At 48.7% G+C, this 18,832-nt stretch carries 16 protein-coding genes; 7 read left to right on the top strand and 9 right to left on the bottom strand.

Annotated features, from left to right (window positions below; all coding sequences use genetic code 11):
• Nucleotides 1-92: 92 nt before the first annotated feature.
• From IC229_RS15650 to IC229_RS15665, 4 genes are all read left to right on the top strand, one after another.
• Nucleotides 93-2,057 carry a M1 family metallopeptidase gene (locus IC229_RS15650; RefSeq protein WP_190887936.1) on the top strand — a complete coding sequence of 655 codons (1,965 nt, stop codon included), beginning with the start codon at nt 93-95 and terminating at the stop codon, nt 2,055-2,057.
• A gap of 208 nt (nt 2,058-2,265) precedes the next feature.
• Nucleotides 2,266-2,754, top strand: coding sequence for an NADH-quinone oxidoreductase subunit C (locus tag IC229_RS15655; protein WP_190887937.1), 489 nt, complete (start codon nt 2,266-2,268; stop codon nt 2,752-2,754).
• Between the two features lie 76 nt (nt 2,755-2,830).
• Entirely contained in the window at nt 2,831-4,501 is a 1,671-nt protein-coding gene (locus IC229_RS15660) for a hypothetical protein (RefSeq protein WP_223834012.1), read from the top strand.
• A 251-nt stretch (nt 4,502-4,752) separates the two neighbouring features.
• Entirely contained in the window at nt 4,753-5,901 is a 1,149-nt protein-coding gene (locus tag IC229_RS15665; protein ID WP_190887938.1) for a BamA/TamA family outer membrane protein, read from the top strand.
• 80 nt (nt 5,902-5,981) lie between these two features.
• Here the strand turns inward: IC229_RS15665 and IC229_RS15670 are convergent, their stop codons facing one another.
• Entirely contained in the window at nt 5,982-7,346 is a 1,365-nt protein-coding gene (locus IC229_RS15670) for a M28 family peptidase (RefSeq protein WP_190887939.1), read from the bottom strand.
• Between the two features lie 92 nt (nt 7,347-7,438).
• On the bottom strand, nt 7,439-8,839 hold the full coding sequence (gene lpdA, locus IC229_RS15675; protein WP_190887940.1) for a dihydrolipoyl dehydrogenase: 1,401 nt from the start codon (nt 8,837-8,839) through the stop codon (nt 7,439-7,441).
• 211 nt (nt 8,840-9,050) lie between these two features.
• Between lpdA and IC229_RS15680 the strand changes: the two genes are divergently transcribed.
• Nucleotides 9,051-9,617: a hypothetical protein gene (locus IC229_RS15680; protein WP_190887941.1), complete on the top strand. Its 567-nt coding sequence runs from the start codon at nt 9,051-9,053 to the stop codon at nt 9,615-9,617.
• A gap of 99 nt (nt 9,618-9,716) precedes the next feature.
• On the opposite strand, the gene IC229_RS15685 is transcribed toward IC229_RS15680, so the two are convergent.
• The 4 genes from IC229_RS15685 to IC229_RS15700 all read right to left on the bottom strand — a co-directional run bounded on the left by IC229_RS15685 (nt 9,717) and on the right by IC229_RS15700 (nt 13,585).
• Nucleotides 9,717-10,511 (bottom strand): bacteriorhodopsin, encoded by a 795-nt coding sequence (locus tag IC229_RS15685; protein ID WP_190887942.1) that lies wholly within the window; start codon nt 10,509-10,511, stop codon nt 9,717-9,719.
• A gap of 59 nt (nt 10,512-10,570) precedes the next feature.
• Nucleotides 10,571-11,218 carry a DUF305 domain-containing protein gene (locus IC229_RS15690; protein ID WP_190887943.1) on the bottom strand — a complete coding sequence of 216 codons (648 nt, stop codon included), beginning with the start codon at nt 11,216-11,218 and terminating at the stop codon, nt 10,571-10,573.
• A gap of 170 nt (nt 11,219-11,388) precedes the next feature.
• On the bottom strand, nt 11,389-12,696 hold the full coding sequence (gene murA / locus IC229_RS15695) for a UDP-N-acetylglucosamine 1-carboxyvinyltransferase (protein WP_190887944.1): 1,308 nt from the start codon (nt 12,694-12,696) through the stop codon (nt 11,389-11,391).
• A gap of 124 nt (nt 12,697-12,820) precedes the next feature.
• Nucleotides 12,821-13,585 carry a DUF4290 domain-containing protein gene (locus IC229_RS15700; protein ID WP_190887945.1) on the bottom strand — a complete coding sequence of 255 codons (765 nt, stop codon included), beginning with the start codon at nt 13,583-13,585 and terminating at the stop codon, nt 12,821-12,823.
• A gap of 201 nt (nt 13,586-13,786) precedes the next feature.
• Here IC229_RS15700 and IC229_RS15705 point away from each other — a divergent pair, with 201 nt between their 5' ends.
• Nucleotides 13,787-14,680 (top strand): hypothetical protein, encoded by an 894-nt coding sequence (locus tag IC229_RS15705; protein ID WP_190887946.1) that lies wholly within the window; start codon nt 13,787-13,789, stop codon nt 14,678-14,680.
• A 16-nt stretch (nt 14,681-14,696) separates the two neighbouring features.
• Here IC229_RS15705 and IC229_RS15710 read toward each other — a convergent pair whose 3' ends face one another.
• A complete protein-coding gene (locus tag IC229_RS15710; RefSeq protein ID WP_190887947.1) occupies nt 14,697-14,858 on the bottom strand; it encodes a hypothetical protein in 162 nt (53 codons plus the stop codon).
• Nucleotides 14,859-14,884: 26 nt separating this feature from the next.
• On the opposite strand from IC229_RS15710, the gene IC229_RS15715 reads away from it, so the two are divergent.
• A complete protein-coding gene (locus IC229_RS15715; protein WP_190887948.1) occupies nt 14,885-16,255 on the top strand; it encodes an MATE family efflux transporter in 1,371 nt (456 codons plus the stop codon).
• A 19-nt stretch (nt 16,256-16,274) separates the two neighbouring features.
• Here the strand turns inward: IC229_RS15715 and IC229_RS15720 are convergent, their stop codons facing one another.
• Nucleotides 16,275-16,514, bottom strand: a complete 240-nt coding sequence (locus IC229_RS15720) for a hypothetical protein (protein WP_190887949.1) — start codon at nt 16,512-16,514, stop codon at nt 16,275-16,277.
• 136 nt (nt 16,515-16,650) lie between these two features.
• Nucleotides 16,651-18,738 (bottom strand): carboxy terminal-processing peptidase, encoded by a 2,088-nt coding sequence (locus tag IC229_RS15725; protein ID WP_190887950.1) that lies wholly within the window; start codon nt 18,736-18,738, stop codon nt 16,651-16,653.
• Between the last annotated feature and the right edge of the window lie 94 nt (nt 18,739-18,832).

Here is an 18,832-nt window from a genome sequence, read left to right on the forward strand (position 1 = left end):
TGGCCCCTGTGACAGCCCTATGTCAGCAGTGTTTGGCAGGTTAAAACGAATTTTCAACTACCTTGCATCCACCGCCAGAAATACGATTTCCCATGAAACAAGCCCTGTTTCTTTTCCTGATTTTCACTACGCTTATCGGTGTTGCGCAACCGACGAAACCCATTTTCCCGACGCCTTTAAGCCCGCGTCTGGCGAATTACCAGATCGACGTAACGCTTGACCCTGTCGCGAAAAAAATCACCGGACACGAAACACTGACCTGGCGCAACGCATCGCCCGACCTTATTACCGAGTTGCAGTTTCACCTGTATCTCAATGCGTTTAAGAACGACCGCACTACGTTCATGCGCGAATCGGGTGGGCAGTTGCGAGGCACCGAAATTGACCGAAACGCCGACATTGATCCGTATGGCTCCATCGACATTGTTTCAATGCAGGAAAAGGGAGGGCAATCGCTAACGTATCAGTTCATTCAACCCGACGATAACAACACCAGCGACCAGACGGTAATTCGGGTGCCGTTGAGCAAACCACTGGAGCCGGGCCAAACCATCGCGCTGGACATTGCTTTCCGGGCTAAATTGCCGAAAATCTTTGCCCGCACGGGTTTTGACGATGACTTTTTTCTGGTGGGACAATGGTTTCCTAAAATTGGTGTCTATGAGCCAGCAGGATCGCGCTACCGCCCCGTCGGACCGGCAAAAGTGGGCCAATGGAATTGCCACCAGTTTCACGCTCATTCGGAGTTCTACGCCGATTATGGCGTTTACGATGTAAATATCACAACACCGAAGGAGTATTGGGTAAGCGCGGTCGGCCTGTTTACGTCCGAAAAAATGCATAAGAATGGCACCAAAACCATTCTGTATCATGCCGAGGACGTAGTGGATTTTGCCTGGACCGCTTCTCCGCATTTTCAGGTGATTAACGATAAATGGAAACGTCCTTCGGGTGGCAACGTAGATATTGAACTGGTCATGCAGCCCGAACACGTGCATCAGGCGAAACGTCACCTGGATGCAGCCAAAGCCGCGCTGGCTTACTTCGACAAACACCTCGGCAAATATCCATTCCCGAATTTGACCATCGTTGATCCGCCCCTGAGTGCCGACGGTGCAGCCGGCATGGAATATCCAACGTTTATCACCGCCGGAACAGCTTCTTTTTTGTCTGAAGGCTTCCGCATTCCTGAACAGGTAGTTGTGCATGAGTTTGGCCATCAATACTTTATGCAGCTTTTGGCCACCAACGAGTTCGAAGAAGCCTGGCTTGATGAGGGCGTAAATCAGTATTATGAAGGCCGGATCATGGATGCTACGTATGGCGCCCGTATGTCGGTCGTAAATCTGTTTGGCTTTCGGATGGGCGACCTGGAAAGTTCGCGGGATAGTTACGTGCATCAGGACAACCCGGCCATTGGATCGTCGTTTGGCAATACGTGGCAACTCCCTGAAGGACAATACGCTGTACTGACTTATACCAAAACCGCTACGTGGATGCGAACGCTGGAGGGCTTGGTTGGCCGGGCGGTGATGGACGAAATTATGCAGACGTATTTAATCCGCTGGAAGTTTAAACATCCGAGCGGGCAAAACTTCATCGACGTTGTTAACGAAATCGTGCCGAAGCGACTAAGCTCGAAATATGGCCCCGACATGAACTGGTTTTTTGAGCAGGTGCTCTACGGCGAACAGGTTGTAGATTATCGGTTGGCATCACTACGTAACAAGACGTTGGGTGGCGGTTATCAGTCGACGGTGACCGTTGAGCGAAAGGGCGACGGCCGGATGCCAGTAGACGTATTGGTGCATTTCGACAATGGTAAAGAGCTGATGCTGTTCTGGGACGGAAAAGGTCGGCAACGGCAGTTTACGATGACTGAAAATGCCAGAGCTGTATGGGCGAAGGTTGATCCAAAGCAGAAAATTTACATGGATACGGATTTGAACAACAACAGCTTAACCCTCGAACCTTCGTCGGCACCGGCGGCTAAATTTGCCACAAAATTCCTGTTCTGGGTCGAAAACTGGATGCAGTGGCTGGCCTGGCTGGCGTAAGGTTAGGGTGATTTTTTGTATCTTTAGGTTAAAATCGAAACTGATTTAATAATATCAGCCCACTGCTTTAGCTGTAGGTTCACGAAATAGAAACCGCATTTACTCAACCGTTTTAACGGTTTAATAGGCACACAAACCGTTAAAACGGTTGAGTGATACGACAACCTTATTTCCAACCCACGCTTAAAAGCATGGGCTTTTAAAACGAATGACATTCCCCGAAATCGCAGACCTTCTTACCATTCAATTTGGCGACCTGCAAATCAACACCCAAAATCTACAGCCTTTTCTCATCGTTCCCACCGAACGTCTGGTAGCGGTATGTCAGTTTCTTCGCGACGACGAACGGTTGTTTTTTGATCTGCTGGCCTGCGTGACAGGCATTGATAATGGTCTGGATGCCAATACGATGGAGGTTGTTTATAACGTAACATCCATTCCTTACGAACATAACCTGATGCTGAAAGTCGTGGTGCCACGTAACGCCGGAGGAAATCGTCTGCCGTCGGTGCCGAGCGTCGCACACATCTGGCGAACTGCCGACTGGCACGAACGGGAAGCCTTCGATCTGGTCGGTATTCAGTTCGAGAATCACCCCGACCTGCGCCGAATTCTGCTCCCCGCCGATTGGGTGGGTCATCCGCTCCGGGTTGACTATCAGGAAGAAGAACAATATCACGGCATAAAGACAAAGTAAAACAGCGACATTTATAGTCAGCTATTGACAGTTTCGGCTTTTCGTTTGTTATTGCTTTATCTGTTTTTTCGAAGCAATGAAAACCCTGAATCGACGCTATTTCTACTTACTGCTTTTTACAGGCTGTTTCCACTACGTATCGTCTTACGCCCAGTCAGTCGATTCGGTGATCGTGACCGGACGTATCCGAAATTTGTCGGCTCGGCTCTACCGCGAAGCTCCGACTGTTTTTATGAGTCGGACGAATATTTTGCAGGCCAATCGCGAGTTGGTACGTCCCGCCCCACTCAACCTCGACGGTACGTTCCGGGTGTCCCTGCCACTCATTTATCCGCAGGAAGAGCTGTTTTTCAATTACGGACGCATTTCAACGGCTCTGCTGGCCTCACCCGGTACACTCACGATTGACCTGGATGCAGATTCTTTGTTTTCGACCGCTGTGCCGTTCAAATTTGGTGGCGTAAATGCACAGGTGAATCAGCAATTTGCCCGCTACAAGGCTTTCGAGGCCAGTTATCCCAACAAACCTGATGGTAAAAAACTATCGAATCAGGTCAATAACATGGGCAATGAAGCTGCTTATAAATTGGTAGCCAGTGCTTATCGGGCGCCCTTCGCAGCTTTTGCCGCGAAAGAAAAACCATTTCCATTGCTGGTTCGCTGGGTGGGCTATACCAATCGATACAATGCTGCGGCCTTTCTATATGACAAAGCTGCTTATGAAAATGACGATTTATCGGAGATATCCATTGATTCACTACGTCCCGTCGACGACCAGATTCTGACACTGGCGCGGGCTTCGGCTATGAACCGGTTTGCCAACTACGTTACCCAGCGCGTATCTACAACGATTTCCAATAATGGCAAGAATGGCCTGTCGGTTCGGGTGCTGTCTACGTTGCTCGACCGATACGGTAAAGACCTCACCGCCGACGAGCGTTTACGATTAAATGACTACGCCCTGAAAAATTCGGCCCGTGCCGCTGACCTGCGTTTCTTTGAACGATTAGTCCAACGTAGTCCTGATACGTTGCAACGGCTGGTCAACTACGAAACCATGATCGAACGTAGCAGGCAGACATTTGACGGCCCGGCGGTGAGCTACATGGCAGCGTATTGGCTGGCCAGTACCTTGCCAGGACTTACTCTCGATTTTGCCCATTTACTGTACGATTATGCTCGTCCGCAGGTGAACGATTCAGCCTTAGGTCAGTCGCTGGATGAATTGTATCGACTTGAAATAAAGGATAGTACACGTATTCGGGCGGCTGTACAGACGTTGCAGAACGCCAATACGGCAAAGGGAGCCGTTGAAATTTCTCCCGGCGTATTTTTTACGCAGAATCGACTGGGCAGTGGCGCTACGTTGTTCGACCAGGTAATAAACTCGAATCGGGGAAAGGTTATCTACGTATTGATGGTACCAAACGACGAAGCGGGCAGGCAGGCGGCACAGGACGCGCAACGGCTACGTAGTGCGTACCGCCCACGTGATTTTGCCCTGATTTACGTACCCATGCCCGACACGAATAAACAGGTTTGGCCCGAAATCGCGACCCGATACAACCTAACCGGCGACCATTTGCTGCTGACTGACAACCAGTTATTCGATGCCGTTGAACGGATGCGTGCCGATGGCGAAATCTCGGCTATGGTGATTAATCGAACGGGTAAAATCATTAAACGTAACGCTCCGCTCCCGGCTGATTTTGAAGAAGCTCAGAAGCTGCTGGATAAAAATTTGTGATGCTACGTTCGTCTTTAGCTCTGGAGCCTATTTAAAATCCATTTTTGTCATGCTAAGGAACGAAGCATCTTAACGTTTCCAGACACACAAACAAGGATAGTTTAAGATGCTTCGTTCCTCAGCATGACAAAAAACCCTCTTTAGCGTTGTATTCTCGAAAGTTTAAACAGCTTCCTAATCTAAAGTCGATACGTTCAAAACCGACGTAGCGAAATTCTGGTTATGCTTTGCGTAGTGAAGTAAACAACTCTATGCGGAAACCATACTCCAGTTCTTTTGTCAGGCACTTGTTGCTGATTGGCTTATTCATGGGCCAGTCTGCCGACGTACTGGCTCAGACGCTGGTGAAGCGGTTGTTCAACCGTTTTCTGAACGATACTACGTCGTCTTCCAATCCGCATGTATCGTTTTATCCGACGCTGGCGTATGCGCCAGAAACCAGCTTCGAGCTTGGAGCGTCGGCGCTTTACCTTTATCATGCCAACAACAAGGTGCAACAGAACCGGCTGAGTCAGCTTCAGGCGTTCAGTTTTGTTACGTTACGTGGTCAATACGGCCTTTTCCTCGACCATACCATTTACGGTGATAACGACCGCTGGTATTTTCTGGGACGCGGGCGCATCCAACGATTTCCAATCCTTTATTACGGCATTGGTCCCCAAACGAAACCAGATCATCCTGCCACAGTTGATGCGTTTTCGGTTCAACTTCGCGAACGAGCCATGCGCCGACTTCGACCTAACCTGTTTGGTGGACTGGAGCTTGATTTTCAACACTTAAGTCATATTGAGTTCGAGCAGCCCGAAGGCATGACGCATGACCTTCCGCTGGGTAGCAATGGTACGTCGAACATTGGTCTTGGACCCGGACTTATTTACGATAGTCGTCCGAGTGCGCTAAATCCACGTAGCGGTTTTTTTGGTGAAGTAGCTTACCTCAATTATGGGCAATCACGCGACAACGCTCTTTCCTTTCACAATCTGTTTGCCGATGTACGGATGTATCATCCAATGCGAAAAAATCAGGTACTGGCCTGGCAGGTCTACGGTAATTTAACGTCAGGTAACGTTCCGTTTAACCAACTGGCTCTGCTGGGTGGCGAAACCATCATGCGGGGTTACTACATGGGCCGTTATCGGGATAAGTTTCACGCGGCTGCCCAGATCGAATATCGCTGGTTACCCTTTCCATTCAGCCAGCGATTTGGAGCCGTCGTATTTGCAGCTGTCGGTACGGTCGCGCCCGCTATCAATCAGGTTCAGTTTAATCACCTGCTACCAACCGGCGGAACAGGTATCCGCTACCTTCTCTTCAAGAAAAAAGATGTTTTTCTACGCGCCGATATGGGCATTACCCGCGAAGGCGTAGGCTTCTACATCCTCACCGGCGAATCGTTTTGAGTGGCAAAGGGCATGGGGCGTTGGGCATAGGGTAAAAGTAAAGGCAACCCTCTGCCCAACGCCCCATGCCCTTTGCCACGCTACAAACCGTTTTTATCCAGCAAATAAACCAGCGCAGCCATCGACGCACCACCGAGTTCAAGTTCACGCTGGCTAACGGTTTCGAACGTATCGACCATTGTGTGGTGGTAATCAAAATAACGCTGAGAATCTGGCTTAAAACCGAAGAGTACTGTGCCTAACTGCGCCAGTGGGCCAATATCAGCCCCGCCACTACCGGGACCAATTTCGTGGAGGCCGTAGGGAGCCAGGAGTGGTTTCCAGGGAATTACCTTCGCCCGTTGTTCCGGCGTTCCGACAATACCAAAACCGCGCGGGGTGAAACCACCATTGTCAGATTCAACGGCAGCGATGTGTTTCTCGTTATTCTTCTTTGCTACGTCGGCGTATTGAATACCGCCCTTCAGTCCATTTTCCTCATTCATGAACATAACCGCCCGAATGGTACGTTTCGGCTTGATACCCAACGCTTTCAGGATACGTAGCACCTCAATAGACTGTACGCAGCCAGCGCCATCGTCGTGAGCACCTTCGGCTAAATCCCACGAATCGAGGTGGCCGCCAACGACAATGATTTCGTCGGGTTTCTCACTCCCGCGAATTTCGCCTACTACGTTGTACGATTTGGCATCGGGTAAGGTTTCGCAGTTTTGTTTAAAGAAGAACGTAGCATTCGGGTTTTCGGCCAGGGTTTTACTCAATAGATCGGCTCCATTGGTGCTGATGGCCGCCGTCGGAATAAGGGGTACGCCCGTAGCGTAGCGCATACCACCCACGTGCGGGTAATCGTCGTGAACGTTGGTCATTGACCGGATAATGGCCCCTACCGCTCCCAATCTGGCCGCTTCGGTAGCCCCATTGGCTCGCTGCTCTACCGCTCCGGCGTAAGCTTCGAACGTATTGATTTTGGTCGGGTCCATCGGGCGATTGAAGAACACGATTTTCCCTTTGACCTTATCAGGACTCATTGCCCGCAGTTCGGCAAAGCTTTTTACTTCAATGACGCCCGCGCCGATACCTTTGGGAGGAGTCGCTACGGAGCCACCCAGAGCCGCAATGGGCACCACTGTTTTCTTTTTCCCATTCAGAATATATGCTTCCTCCTTGGCGCCACGTACCCAGTGGGGCACCATGACATCCTGCAAATAAACCCGGTCGAAACCCTGTTGTTCCATCAATTGTTTGGTCCAGTCAACAGCTTTCTGCGCCCCAGCCGAACCGCTTAATCGCGGGCCAATTTTCTTGGTCAGGTGCCGGAGCCATTCGTACGATTTTCCGTTCGAGAGGGCTTCATCGTAAATTTTTCGGATGGTAACCGAGTCGGTGTATTGCGCCTGAACGTAGTGAACAACGAGAATGAGAAGAAGTGTAATCGTTTTTTTCATGATTGGGGTTGTATTGGTTAACGTAGCAAGATACAAAAACGCCCGACTTACTACGTAGCAGCCGGGCGTTTCTATGTTCTGACAGGAACGTATTACATATTGATCGCCCGGTTATCCGTTGCCGCCAAGCAAGCTTCTTTGAAGGCTTCGGTATAGGTCGGGTGGGCGTGCGACATGCGTGATACGTCTTCAGCCGATGCACGGAATTCCATGGCAGTTACAGCTTCGGCAATCATGTCGGCGGCACGAGCACCAATCATGTGAACGCCCAGAATTTCGTCGGTTTCTTTGTGTGCCAGCACTTTTACCAGCCCATCAACGTCCATACTGGCCCGCGCACGACCCAGCGCTTTGAACGGAAACGAACCCACTTTATACGGAATCCCTTCTTTTTTCACTTCTTCTTCGGTATATCCCACCGAAGCCACTTCCGGCCAGGTGTACACAACGCCCGGAATCAGTCGGTAATGAATGTGCGGCTTCTGACCCACAATAGTTTCGGCAATGAACGTACCTTCTTCCTCGGCTTTGTGCGCGAGCATGGCACCACGTATTACGTCGCCGAGGGCATAAATGTGTGGTACGCTGGTACGTAAGTGATTATCGACTTCGATACGTCCCCGATCGTCGGTTTTCAGACCGGCGGCTTCCAGGTTCAGACCATCAGTGTACGGGCGACGGCCAACCGATACCAGACAGTAATCGCCGGTAAGCGTAATTTGCTCGCCTTTGGGTGTATCGATACTCACAACCACTTCATCGCCTTTATTTTCTACTTTCGTGACTTTGTGGCTGAAATAGAAATCCGCGCCGAGTTTTTTAACGACTTTCTGCAATTCCTTACCCATCGTTTTATCCATGGTCGGAATCATCGAATCGGCAAACTCCACAAAAGACACTTTCGAGCCAATCCGGGCATATACCGAGCCTAACTCAGCACCAATAACACCCGCACCGATCACGATGAGGTGTTTGGGAATTTCCTGAAGCGTCAGGGCTTCGGTCGACGTAATGACCCGTTTTTTGTCGATGGGCATCGACGGGAATGACGATGGTTTCGAGCCGGTCGCGATAATAATATTTTTACCGCTGATGGTTTGTTCGCTGCCGTCGCTTTTGGCGATTTTTATCGTATGCGGGTCAACAAACGAACCGACGCCGTGAATTTCATCGATTTTATTTTTCTTCATCAGGAACGTAATGCCCTTGGTTGTCTGATCGACAACGCTTGCTTTGCGGGCAATCATCTGCGCCAGATCGACCTGCAGATCAGCCAGTTTGATGCCGTGTTCGGCAAAGGTGTGGGCGGCATTGTAGTAATGTTCCGTCGAATCGAGCAGTGCTTTCGACGGAATACAACCAACGTTCAGGCAGGTTCCGCCCAGCGAAGGATATTTTTCAATAATGGCCGTTTTGAGTCCGAGTTGTGCACACCGAATCGCGCCGGTGTACCCACCCGGGCCGGAGCCAATCATAATTACGTCGTATTCCATAGAATTAATTTAAAAGCGACTAAGTAGAGAGACTGTAGACGCAAGAAAAAGAAAATTGAACGGTATCATACTGTTCATCATCTATCTAACATCTTTCGCCGAAACAAAATGCAAATTTGGGCGAGAATTTGATTACCCAAACCGATTTACAAAAAATCGTGTTGGTAGTTCAGTAAAGTCTACCGGCTTTTAGGTCTATTTCGGTTTATCTATGCGCTTAATTCCTATACTTTTTAGTATTGTTCCGCTGTTACTCAGCAATTGTACCAACCCAGCTCAACAGAATCAGGCCCCTGTTTATTACGACGTAGTAGGGTTTGTGCAGAAACAGATTGCCGGTTTATCGGCGCAGAAACCGTTGGTCAGTAAAACGGTGTCAATCAACGAAAAGCGAAATCAGCAGAATACCCACGATATTAATTGGGCGAAAGAGCTGGAATTATTTGTTCAGGCCGACATCAATAAACCCGCACTACGTAGCAGCTACGTAATTACGCGCCCCGATTCAGCAACGTATCAATACACTCTGAAACCTGAAGAGCATCTGGCCGTCCAGTCGCTTACGGTGCAATTGGATGCTACGTCGCATCAACCCCGCCGAATCGAAGCAGTGATGCAAACCAGCAATCCCCTATACACTTCAGAACGACACGTATTGCTCGAAAGCGGTCCCGCAGCCGGGCGCGAATGGCAGGTGAAACACTACAAACTGACCGGTTATCAGAAATTACCCTATTTCAACAAGAATGAATTTCTGGTTGAAGGGCAGGTGCAGTAAGATAAAAACTGTAAGCTCCCTACTACCCCTAAAGGGGATTTAGGGGTAGTAGGGATACAATTAAACGATTTCTTATCAAGGAAGTAAGTTTCTTCCGATTCAAGACTTCAATGGTTTTATAGTGGTCAGATAACGTATCACTCCTATCACTAGAATCCCTACAATGTCGGCCAGCGTAAACGTAATGTGAATCCAGTTGAAATCGAGACGTAGCAGTGTTAGAAAATAACCTACTAAGTAAACTCCCCATACTGACAGCAGTAGGAACATCGACAGGCGAAATGTTCCTTGCGGGATAGCCGGAAGTTGTGTACCTAAATCTTTCCAAAGGCGGTTCAGCGTGAAAACAATAAACACGTAGTCAATTAAGGCAATGAGTCCCCAGGTCAGTTTCGGCCCGGTCTGAATCTCATTATCGAACGAAAGCTGCTGATGACCAATATAACTCGCCAGAAACATAAATAGCACAGCCATCAACAACCCTGCGTATTGACGTTTTATACGCTCCCAAGGCACTGCAAGAAAAGAAAGAAGTTGAATAACGAGCAGTGGAGACGTAACGAACCAGCTAACGTAACGATATTGACCGACAGCATTATACGCTTCACGGATAGATGTTTGTCGGTCGTTGCTGTCGGTTATGGTGGCTAATTCAGAAAGGGATATAACGTAGTGGTTTTGAATCTGGTAATAGACCAGCCCGGCCACGGCTGATGCCAATGCTGTTAACAGGAAAGTACTACGTTGCTCAGAGTGAAGTTGATCGCGAACAGTCAGTGAGAAGATAAAACTGGCCAGGAACCCATACATGGCTACTTGTAGAAAAAAATAAGTAACCATTGCTAACAGACCCGCAGTACCCGCTGTTGGAATAAACGTATCGGTAATCTCCATAAATGCAGTAACGGTAGGTTTGACGATACTACCATTACTGCATTTAGGGCATAAAGGTTTTATTTAGGCATGGCAGCTTTTGCTGTTTCCATGTCTTTCTTTGCTTTATCGATCAACTGTTGGGCATAGGCACGTAATCCTTCATTCTTGCCATACTGGAGATACGTAGTGGCCATATCGATAGCATCCTGCCGCTGATCGAGCAGCAACGTAGTGAAATTTTTATCCAGACTGCTCGTCAACTTATCGCTGGCACCATTCTGCTGTAATTTGAGGTTCATAGCCTCAATGTTACGACTTTGCTGTTGGGTAAATGCCTGATTTGGGCGCGTAGGTTTCAACTGCTTTATGGTACCATCGAGCATGCTGACATCATTGGTGGTAGTGGGCAGCATATCTTTCGCCAGTTGCTGTATTGCAGGTTCTTTGCCATTCTGGATTTCCTGATTCAGTAAGTCCTGGACACCCTGGGCATGCAGTTTAGCCTGATACGCGTAGTCGAAGTCAGGATCGCCCGTAGCAACGAGTTTTTTCATTTTTGCAATAGTCTGTTGCAGAGGCTGAACAAGCGCTGTTTTGGCCGGATCGGCAGCTGGCGCATTCGACGTAGCAGCTCCAGAGGTAGCCTGCGCACAGGCACTCAACGAAGCACTTGAAAAAAGGGCCACGAAAGCCAGAATAACTAGATTGGATGGGAGCGTTTTCATTAGTGTACTGATGATTAAATTAGTGTGATGACGTCAACCTTAACGAGTTACCTAATAAAGACAAAAAAAAGTCGGGAAGGTTTAGTGGCTTGCTATTAATACCTACCTGAGGCAAAAAAAAAGACGAATGTAATTCATCCGTCTTTTTACAAAATCCATTATCATGAAGCCTATAACCGGATAATCTCCGCGCCGATGGCGTTTAGACGAGAATCGATGTTTTGGTAACCGCGGTCAATCTGTTCGATGTTGTCGATGATGCTGGTGCCTTTCGCCGACAGAGCTGCAATCAACAACGCAACCCCCGCCCGGATATCGGGTGATGACATGCGAATACCTTTCAGCGGAATCTGACGATTCAAACCCACAACCGTAGCTCGGTGGGGATCGCAGAGTATAATCTGGGCACCCATATCGATGAGTTTATCGACGAAAAACAGGCGACTTTCGAACATCTTCTGGTGAATGAGCAACGTACCCTGCGCCTGTACGGCCGTCACAAGCACAATACTCAACAAATCGGGGGTGAAACCCGGCCAGGGAGCATCGGCAACGGTCATCATACCACCATCCAGAAAACTGTCGATTTGATACCGTTCCTGCGCTGGAATGAAAATATTGTCGCCCCGGAATTCCATCTGGATACCCAACCGCCGAAACTGGTCAGGAATGATACCTAACTCCGGAATCTGACAATTTTTGATGGTAATTTCTGATTGAGTCATGGCAGCCATACCAATAAACGACCCGATTTCAATCATGTCGGGCAGCATGGTGTGCTCGGTTCCTTTCAGTTCTGATACGCCTTCGATGGTGAGCAAATTCGACCCAACACCCGAAATTTTTGCGCCCATCGAGTTGAGCATTTTGCTCAATTGCTGGAGGTAAGGCTCACAGGCAGCATTGTAAATCGTCGTAGTTCCCTCAGCCATTACAGCAGCCATCAATACGTTGGCCGTACCCGTTACCGACGCTTCGTCAAGTAGCATATACGTACCCCGCAAATTGCTGGCATCGACCTGATAATAGCCTCCATCATTTGCGTCATAGTTGAATTGCGCACCCAGTTTCTCGAAACCCAGAAAGTGCGTATCCAACCGCCGACGACCAATTTTGTCGCCACCAGGCCGGGGAATACGTCCTTTTTTGAAACGAGCCAGCATGGGACCAAGTAGCATAACCGATCCACGTAGCGCAGCAGCTTTACGTTTATAGATATCCGTATCGAGATAATCGAGATTGACGTCGCTGGCCTGAAAACGATAGGAATTTCCCCCAATTTTAGTAACCCATACACCTAAATCACCCAGTAAATCAATGAGTTGATTGACGTCGCGGATGCTTGGAATATTATGAATAGTAACTGGTTCTTTGGTGAGCAATACGGCGCAAAGAATTTGTAACGCTTCGTTTTTTGCTCCCTGTGGAATCAGCTCCCCTTTTAACGTACGTCCACCTGTGATTTGAAAAGATGCCATTTTTGGAATGATGAATGATGAATTATAAGTGATGCGCTATAAGTGATAAATGATGAGTGATAAACACACGCAATCGCCTGTCCATCACTCATCATTCATAACTCTTTACTCATCACTAAATGTTTTACCGTCTTCGACGAGGGCCGTCGTTGCGGTTATTGCCAGGGCGGTTATTGCCGAAATTGCGCTGGCCTCCCGGTCCGTCGTTGCGGTTGTTGGAACGACCCTGCTGGTTATTGTTTCGGTTACCGAAATTACGCTGACCACCCTGCCCGTTATTCGGTCGGTTCTGGTTATTGGGTCGCTGATTGCCGTCCCGATAATTGGTATTGCTGATACGTTGTGGCTGATCGCCAGTACGTTCGCGCGGAGTCGATTCAACCAGGCCCTGCTCCCGAATCAATTGAATATCGTCGTAAAGCTTACCGTTCGACAAGTCAATCAGGCTCTGGTAAATGGTCTCGTCCTCAACCGATTCTTTGTTCCAGGCCTGATAGAAGGTACGCATCAGGCGGGTCAGATATGACACAAACGCCCGACGTTCTTCGGGGTCTTCCAGCGACGAAGCTTTCGCCACCAGTAAATCGACGTTACGTCCGAAGTGCTTGAATTTCAGATGATGCGTGTTGTATGGAACCCGCTGCGGTTTTTTGCCCAGGGCTTCTTCCGAAGGGGGTGGGTAAGGGCTATCGACATCTAACGTAAATTCCGACATGATATACAGGTCGTCCCACAGTTTATTGTAGTAGTCCTGCCCATCTTTCATGTTGGGGTGAATTTGCCGCATTAATTCGATCAGGATGTGGGCGTAACGCGTACGTTTTTCCCGATCCTCAATGTTGACCATGTTGTCAACCAGCTTTTGGATACTGCTGCCGTATTCTTTCAAAGGCTTTGCCTGATTTAATTAAGAAAACAAAAGTACGAAGAAAGCCACAGGGTGCAAGTAACTAAGCGCGGGGGAAACGTACTGTTTTCCGCTCCTGACGCCAGCTATTGACTCAAACCCACTAATTGTTGATTCAGGCTGGTTGCGACTGGGTAGCTGCGGTAGTTTCGCAGCGTCAAAACAAACAAAACAACAAATACAATGATCAAGTTAGTGAAAAATTTGGCTTTTGTGGCCTCAATTCTTACGTTCTCGTCTGGTCTGTTTTCCTGTGATAAGAATAGCCTGGTTGATCCAATGCCGCAGCAGAGTGGATCAGTAGATATGGCTGCTAACGTATCAAACGAGCTACCGGTAGTAAGTGTTTTTAAAAAATATACCCTTACGAAAGACGGTAATATAGAGCTGTCGTATTACGGTGATGGTAAACTGATGAAAGCTACGTATGGTCCGTCGACTTATATCGACTATAGCTATACCGGAGGAACGATCACAAAGACCAGATACGAAAGTGGCAAAGTTATTAAACAGGAGATCTACACGCTGAACAATGACGGTAAGGCAACGCATTCGCAACACAAAACTTTTTCCAATCAGGGGCAGTTTACGGCTGAAAAATCGTATGATTACGAGTATTACTCCGACAATAACCTCGGCTTTAAGGGAAACCTCAAGAAAATCACAAACACAGCAACTGATGAGCAATGGGATTTCATGTACAACTCTAACCACGGTATCGCCTGGATTTACCACTTCGATAATGTTGGTGTGAATGATTTGAAAATCTGGTTTGATTACGGTAGCCAGAACGAGGGCGTCGTTAATAAAAACAGACTCAATCCATCGACACAGGTACAGGTGTTAGACCCGTATCTGAAAATATTTGGCGGCTTTGATCAGGTTCACCTGGTTCCTGCGGAGTATCATTACAAGCCCGGCAACAATACGCCCATCGCCAGTTTTACCTACGATTATACCCTGAATCAGGATGGCTATCCGATCAAACAAGAAAGCAGACTGAGTGGTATTTTATTTGCTGTTAAGCTCTTCGATTATTCCGTGACCACCGCCGGCGTAATTCCACGTCAAAATTAACATTCTGACAGTCAGTCTATTTTACACTGACATAATCCGTTTCGATTTTCCACCCGACTCCCCGGAAACGTAGCATTTTCGGGGAGTTTTTTTTGTTAGACCTGAACGTATTACTCAAATCGGCGTAAGTTCCATCGGCAAACGTAGAGAATAAACTACTTTTGCGGGCACATTTCATGCACAGCGACTGTGCATCTTTGCCTCATGTCTGCTCTCCTACGTCCTACACCCTTTACGTATCGTTCTGAACTCATTGATACGATTCGACTGAGCGTACCGATCATCATTGCGCAATTGGGAGTTGTTCTCATGGGTGTTACCGATAATCTATTTGTCGGGCGGCTGCTGGGTTCAGTATCGTTAGGGGCGGCTGGTCTGGCCAATTCGCTCTCGTTTCTGATGTCGAGTATTGGCGTAGGTGGATTGTCGGTTGTGGCCGCTCTGGTATCGAAATCACGCAGTCAGGACGATCCGGCGGCTATCAATCGATTTTTTCGGGCGGGCATTCGCGTGGCGCTGTTGCTTAGCTTCATCCTGGGTGGCTTATCGGCACTATTAGCATTTAACTTCAGTCTATTCGGCCAAACACCCAACGTAACGCGATTGGCACGTGACTTTATGCTCATTCTGAGCGCATCGTTGTTTCCTCTGCTGATTTTCGTATTAGCGCGCCAACTTTGCGACGGGCTACGTTATCCGCGCGTTGCTATGACCATTACGTTATCGGCGCTGCTGGTCAATGCGCTGCTCAACTACGTTTTGATAAAAGGCATTGGACCATTTCCAGAGCTTGGTCTGATGGGTTCGGCAACTGCTACGTTATTTTCCCGATTGTTTATGGCTGCAGCTATGCTAACGTACATTTATCGGGCAAAACGTTTTCAGGAATACTTAAAACCAGAATTTCGACCACAACCAACCAACGCTGAAGCCTGGACGGTTCTGCGCTTAGGAATTCCGGGTGGGCTAACGTTTTTTTTCGAAGTTGCTACGTTCGCGCTGGCCGTCGTGATCGTTGGATGGCTGGGCGAAAACCAGTTGGCGGCTCATCAGATTGCCATCAATATGGCTTCTGTTACGTATATGATGGCAACGGGCATTTCGTCGGCCGCTGCGATTCGGGTCAGTGCCGCGCTGGGACGTAACAGTCGGGAAGGTATCTGGCGAGCGGGTGTGGCTGCTTTTGTACTGTCTATCGGCTTCATGAGTCTGGCTGCCCTGCTCTTTCTGACGGCTAATGATTGGCTGGTAACGCTTTATATCCGGGATAACGTAGCAGTCATGCAGATAGCTGCTTCACTGGTCATTATTGCGGGTTTTTTTCAACTTTCCGATGGCGTACAGGTAGTGGCGTTGGGCGGTTTGCGCGGTCTGTCCGACGTGAACGTACCGACGATAATTTCGTTGTTTTCGTATTGGGGGGTCGCCCTTCCGCTCAGCTACGTACTGGCATTCCCGTTCAAGTTAGATGCCATTGGCGTTTGGATCGGCCTACTAACCGGACTAACGCTGGCAGGTGCGTTGCTGACATGGCGATTCTTTCGGCGGGTGAAGCGAACTCTACCAGTAATGTAGCCTGGACGTCCAGACTACATTATCGCATACTATCCAGCAATTCATCGCGGCTAGGTCGGTCGGAGCTAAGATCATAGGCGATTCCATCCTTATCCAGATAATCCATGAACGTAGCGTATTGCTCTTTCTCAACGGAAAAGACGTACCAGTTTTCGTAAGGCTCGCTGAAAATCTCGACTTCAGTCAGTGAAGCGCGTTTTTGCAATTGTTTGTACTGCGCCTGTTCGAGCGCATTCTGCTTAATTAGGAAATACCACAAAGGACGTAGCGGTTACTATTGATGAATGAAAGAAAACTGCTACGTTATTGCACAACGTAACGGTTCACTTTGAGAAAACGAAAAATCCCGTGTGACAGTTTGCCACACGGGATTTTATGACGTTTGGGCGTATTACTTATTTGTTTACGGCCAGAATATAATCAGCTAGCACTAGTCCCGCTTCGGTCAGATAAGGGTCTTTCTTCTTTTTAGGAGTAGCCGGAGTTCCCGTTTCATCGACGGGCGCACTGGCAGCCTGCGAAACTTTGTTGGCAGCTGCCCGTTTCTTCTCGGCTTCATCCCGCTCTTTCCGCCGTTTGGTTTCCTGTAATGATACGACTGTATTTTCTTTTGCCTTCTTGAAATCGGCCAGATCCTGCGCCAGTTGTTTCAATTCCGGGTCAGATTTTAGCCGCTGATCGAACCGTTCGCGCAGGCGGGTCAGAATTTTGTCGTTCAACGCAGTCGATTGCTCGTAACGAGTTGAACCAATCTGATCCCAGGGTAGGGCGCTCGGCTGTGAACTTTCGCCGTATTCTTCAGCCGAGAAAGCTGATGGCAGCTCAATATCAGGCGTTACACCTTTATGCTGCGTGCTGCTTCCGTTGATCCGATAGAATTTCTGAATGGTCATTTTTACCTGACCGACTTTCTCCTGCGATTTGGGCAGCCACTGATTCAGGTCGATCAAGGTTTGTACGGTCCCTTTTCCGAACGTCTGACCGCCAACGATGATACCGCGTTTGTAGTCCTGAATGGCTGCGGCAAAAATCTCGGAGGCCGATGCACTGAAACGGTTCACCAGAACTGCAATCGGACCATCGTATGTAACAGATGGGTCAGGATCGGTGTAAACCTCTGTTTCGCCAGTCGACTCACGTACCTGCACAACCGGGCCTTTCGGGATAAATAGCCCCGTCAGGTTAATGGCTTCGGTCAGCGAACCACCGCCGTTGTCGCGAAGGTCGATGACAATACCGTCTACTTTATCACCTTTAAGCTCTTCAACGAACCTCTTCACATCGCTGGTCGTGCTGCTAAAGCCTTCTTCACGACGACGTGCGCCTTCGAAATCCCGGTAGAACATCGGAATATTAATCACACCAATCTTAAATGGCCGACCGTTGTCCGACACCTCAATGACTTCTTTCTTAGCCCGTTGCTCTTCGAGCTTGATTTTCTCACGAACCAGACGAATTTCTTTGGGTGGCGCTCCCGCAATGGCGTTGGGCGATATAATTTGCAGACGTACCACGGTGCCTTTTGGCCCTTTGATGAGTTTCACAACCTCATCGACCTGCCAGTTCATGGTATTTACTATCGGCCCATTATCGCCCTGCGCCACGCCCGCAATTTTGTCTTCTTTCTGAAGGAGTTTGCTCTTAAAGGCAGGCCCTCCCGGCAGCACTTCCGAAATCCGAATGTACTCACCGTCTTCACGTAGCATAGCACCAATACCTTCGAGCGACTGGCTCATTTCCTGATTGAAGCGGTCAGCGTTATTAGGCGACAGATAGTTCGTATGCGGGTCGAGCGCTTCCGCAAACGAGTTCATGTACATCTGGAACACGTCGGCGCTCTTAATGCGATTGATCGCTTTGTCCAGATTACCATACCGTTGATTCATTAGGGCCACTACAGCGCTGTCTTTCCGGTTTCCCAGACGTAGCTCTAGTGCCTGATTTTTCAGGACTTTCGTCCAGAGCTCGTCCTGTTCGGCGGTCGATGTAAGCCAGGGTGCTTTTTCGCGATCTGTGTTAAAACTCTCGTCGGTCGTAAACGTAAACGGTTTTTTAAGTTGCTCTTTAACAAAAGCACTACGTTCCTGATACCGTTTCCGGAATACGTTATAAAGTTCGTAAGCGGCCGAAAGGTCGCCATTGATAAGGGCGTCATCGATCTGGTAACGGTATTTCTCAAAAGCGGCTACGTCCGATGCCAGCAGATACGTCTTGTTGCCATCGACTTCTTTCAGATAATTATCCCAGACTACCGACGACAGCGAATCGTTGAGCCTCACTTTACGGTAGTGATACGTTGTCAGCAATTTGGCCACGAGCGTCTCTACCTGTTCCTGCGATACTGTAGGCTTCAGGTCGTCGGTGGGCAAAGTCGTTCGGCTCACATGGCTAGAAGCACGTCTCAGCGTAGATGCATCTGAGGGCGAATCCGGCTGAAAACTCAGCATCAGCACGGGCAAAAGGGTTACCAGATACTTTTTCATTCGATCCAGATTAATGGCGAAGGGGGGAAAGATCGAAAGAGTGGTGGTGATCTGGTTACCTATTCACTCTTTCATTCTTTCGCTCCGCTTCGGC

This window comes from Spirosoma profusum (genome assembly GCF_014699005.1).
Taxonomy (GTDB): Bacteria; Bacteroidota; Bacteroidia; order Cytophagales; family Spirosomataceae; genus Spirosoma; species Spirosoma profusum.

What these genes read in the sequence shown, in the direction of transcription:
- IC229_RS15650 (WP_190887936.1), top strand. Translation starts at nt 93, where the DNA reads ATGAAACAAGCCCTGTTTCTTTTCCTGATTTTCACTACGCTTATCGGT.
- IC229_RS15655 (WP_190887937.1), top strand. Translation starts at nt 2,266, where the DNA reads ATGACATTCCCCGAAATCGCAGACCTTCTTACCATTCAATTTGGCGAC.
- IC229_RS15660 (WP_223834012.1), top strand. Translation starts at nt 2,831, where the DNA reads ATGAAAACCCTGAATCGACGCTATTTCTACTTACTGCTTTTTACAGGC.
- IC229_RS15665 (WP_190887938.1), top strand. Translation starts at nt 4,753, where the DNA reads ATGCGGAAACCATACTCCAGTTCTTTTGTCAGGCACTTGTTGCTGATT.
- IC229_RS15670 (WP_190887939.1), bottom strand. Translation starts at nt 7,346, where the DNA reads ATGAAAAAAACGATTACACTTCTTCTCATTCTCGTTGTTCACTACGTT.
- lpdA (WP_190887940.1), bottom strand. Translation starts at nt 8,839, where the DNA reads ATGGAATACGACGTAATTATGATTGGCTCCGGCCCGGGTGGGTACACC.
- IC229_RS15680 (WP_190887941.1), top strand. Translation starts at nt 9,051, where the DNA reads ATGCGCTTAATTCCTATACTTTTTAGTATTGTTCCGCTGTTACTCAGC.
- IC229_RS15685 (WP_190887942.1), bottom strand. Translation starts at nt 10,511, where the DNA reads ATGGAGATTACCGATACGTTTATTCCAACAGCGGGTACTGCGGGTCTG.
- IC229_RS15690 (WP_190887943.1), bottom strand. Translation starts at nt 11,218, where the DNA reads ATGAAAACGCTCCCATCCAATCTAGTTATTCTGGCTTTCGTGGCCCTT.
- murA (WP_190887944.1), bottom strand. Translation starts at nt 12,696, where the DNA reads ATGGCATCTTTTCAAATCACAGGTGGACGTACGTTAAAAGGGGAGCTG.
- IC229_RS15705 (WP_190887946.1), top strand. Translation starts at nt 13,787, where the DNA reads ATGATCAAGTTAGTGAAAAATTTGGCTTTTGTGGCCTCAATTCTTACG.
- IC229_RS15710 (WP_190887947.1), bottom strand. Translation starts at nt 14,858, where the DNA reads ATGAAATGTGCCCGCAAAAGTAGTTTATTCTCTACGTTTGCCGATGGA.
- IC229_RS15715 (WP_190887948.1), top strand. Translation starts at nt 14,885, where the DNA reads ATGTCTGCTCTCCTACGTCCTACACCCTTTACGTATCGTTCTGAACTC.
- IC229_RS15725 (WP_190887950.1), bottom strand. Translation starts at nt 18,738, where the DNA reads ATGAAAAAGTATCTGGTAACCCTTTTGCCCGTGCTGATGCTGAGTTTT.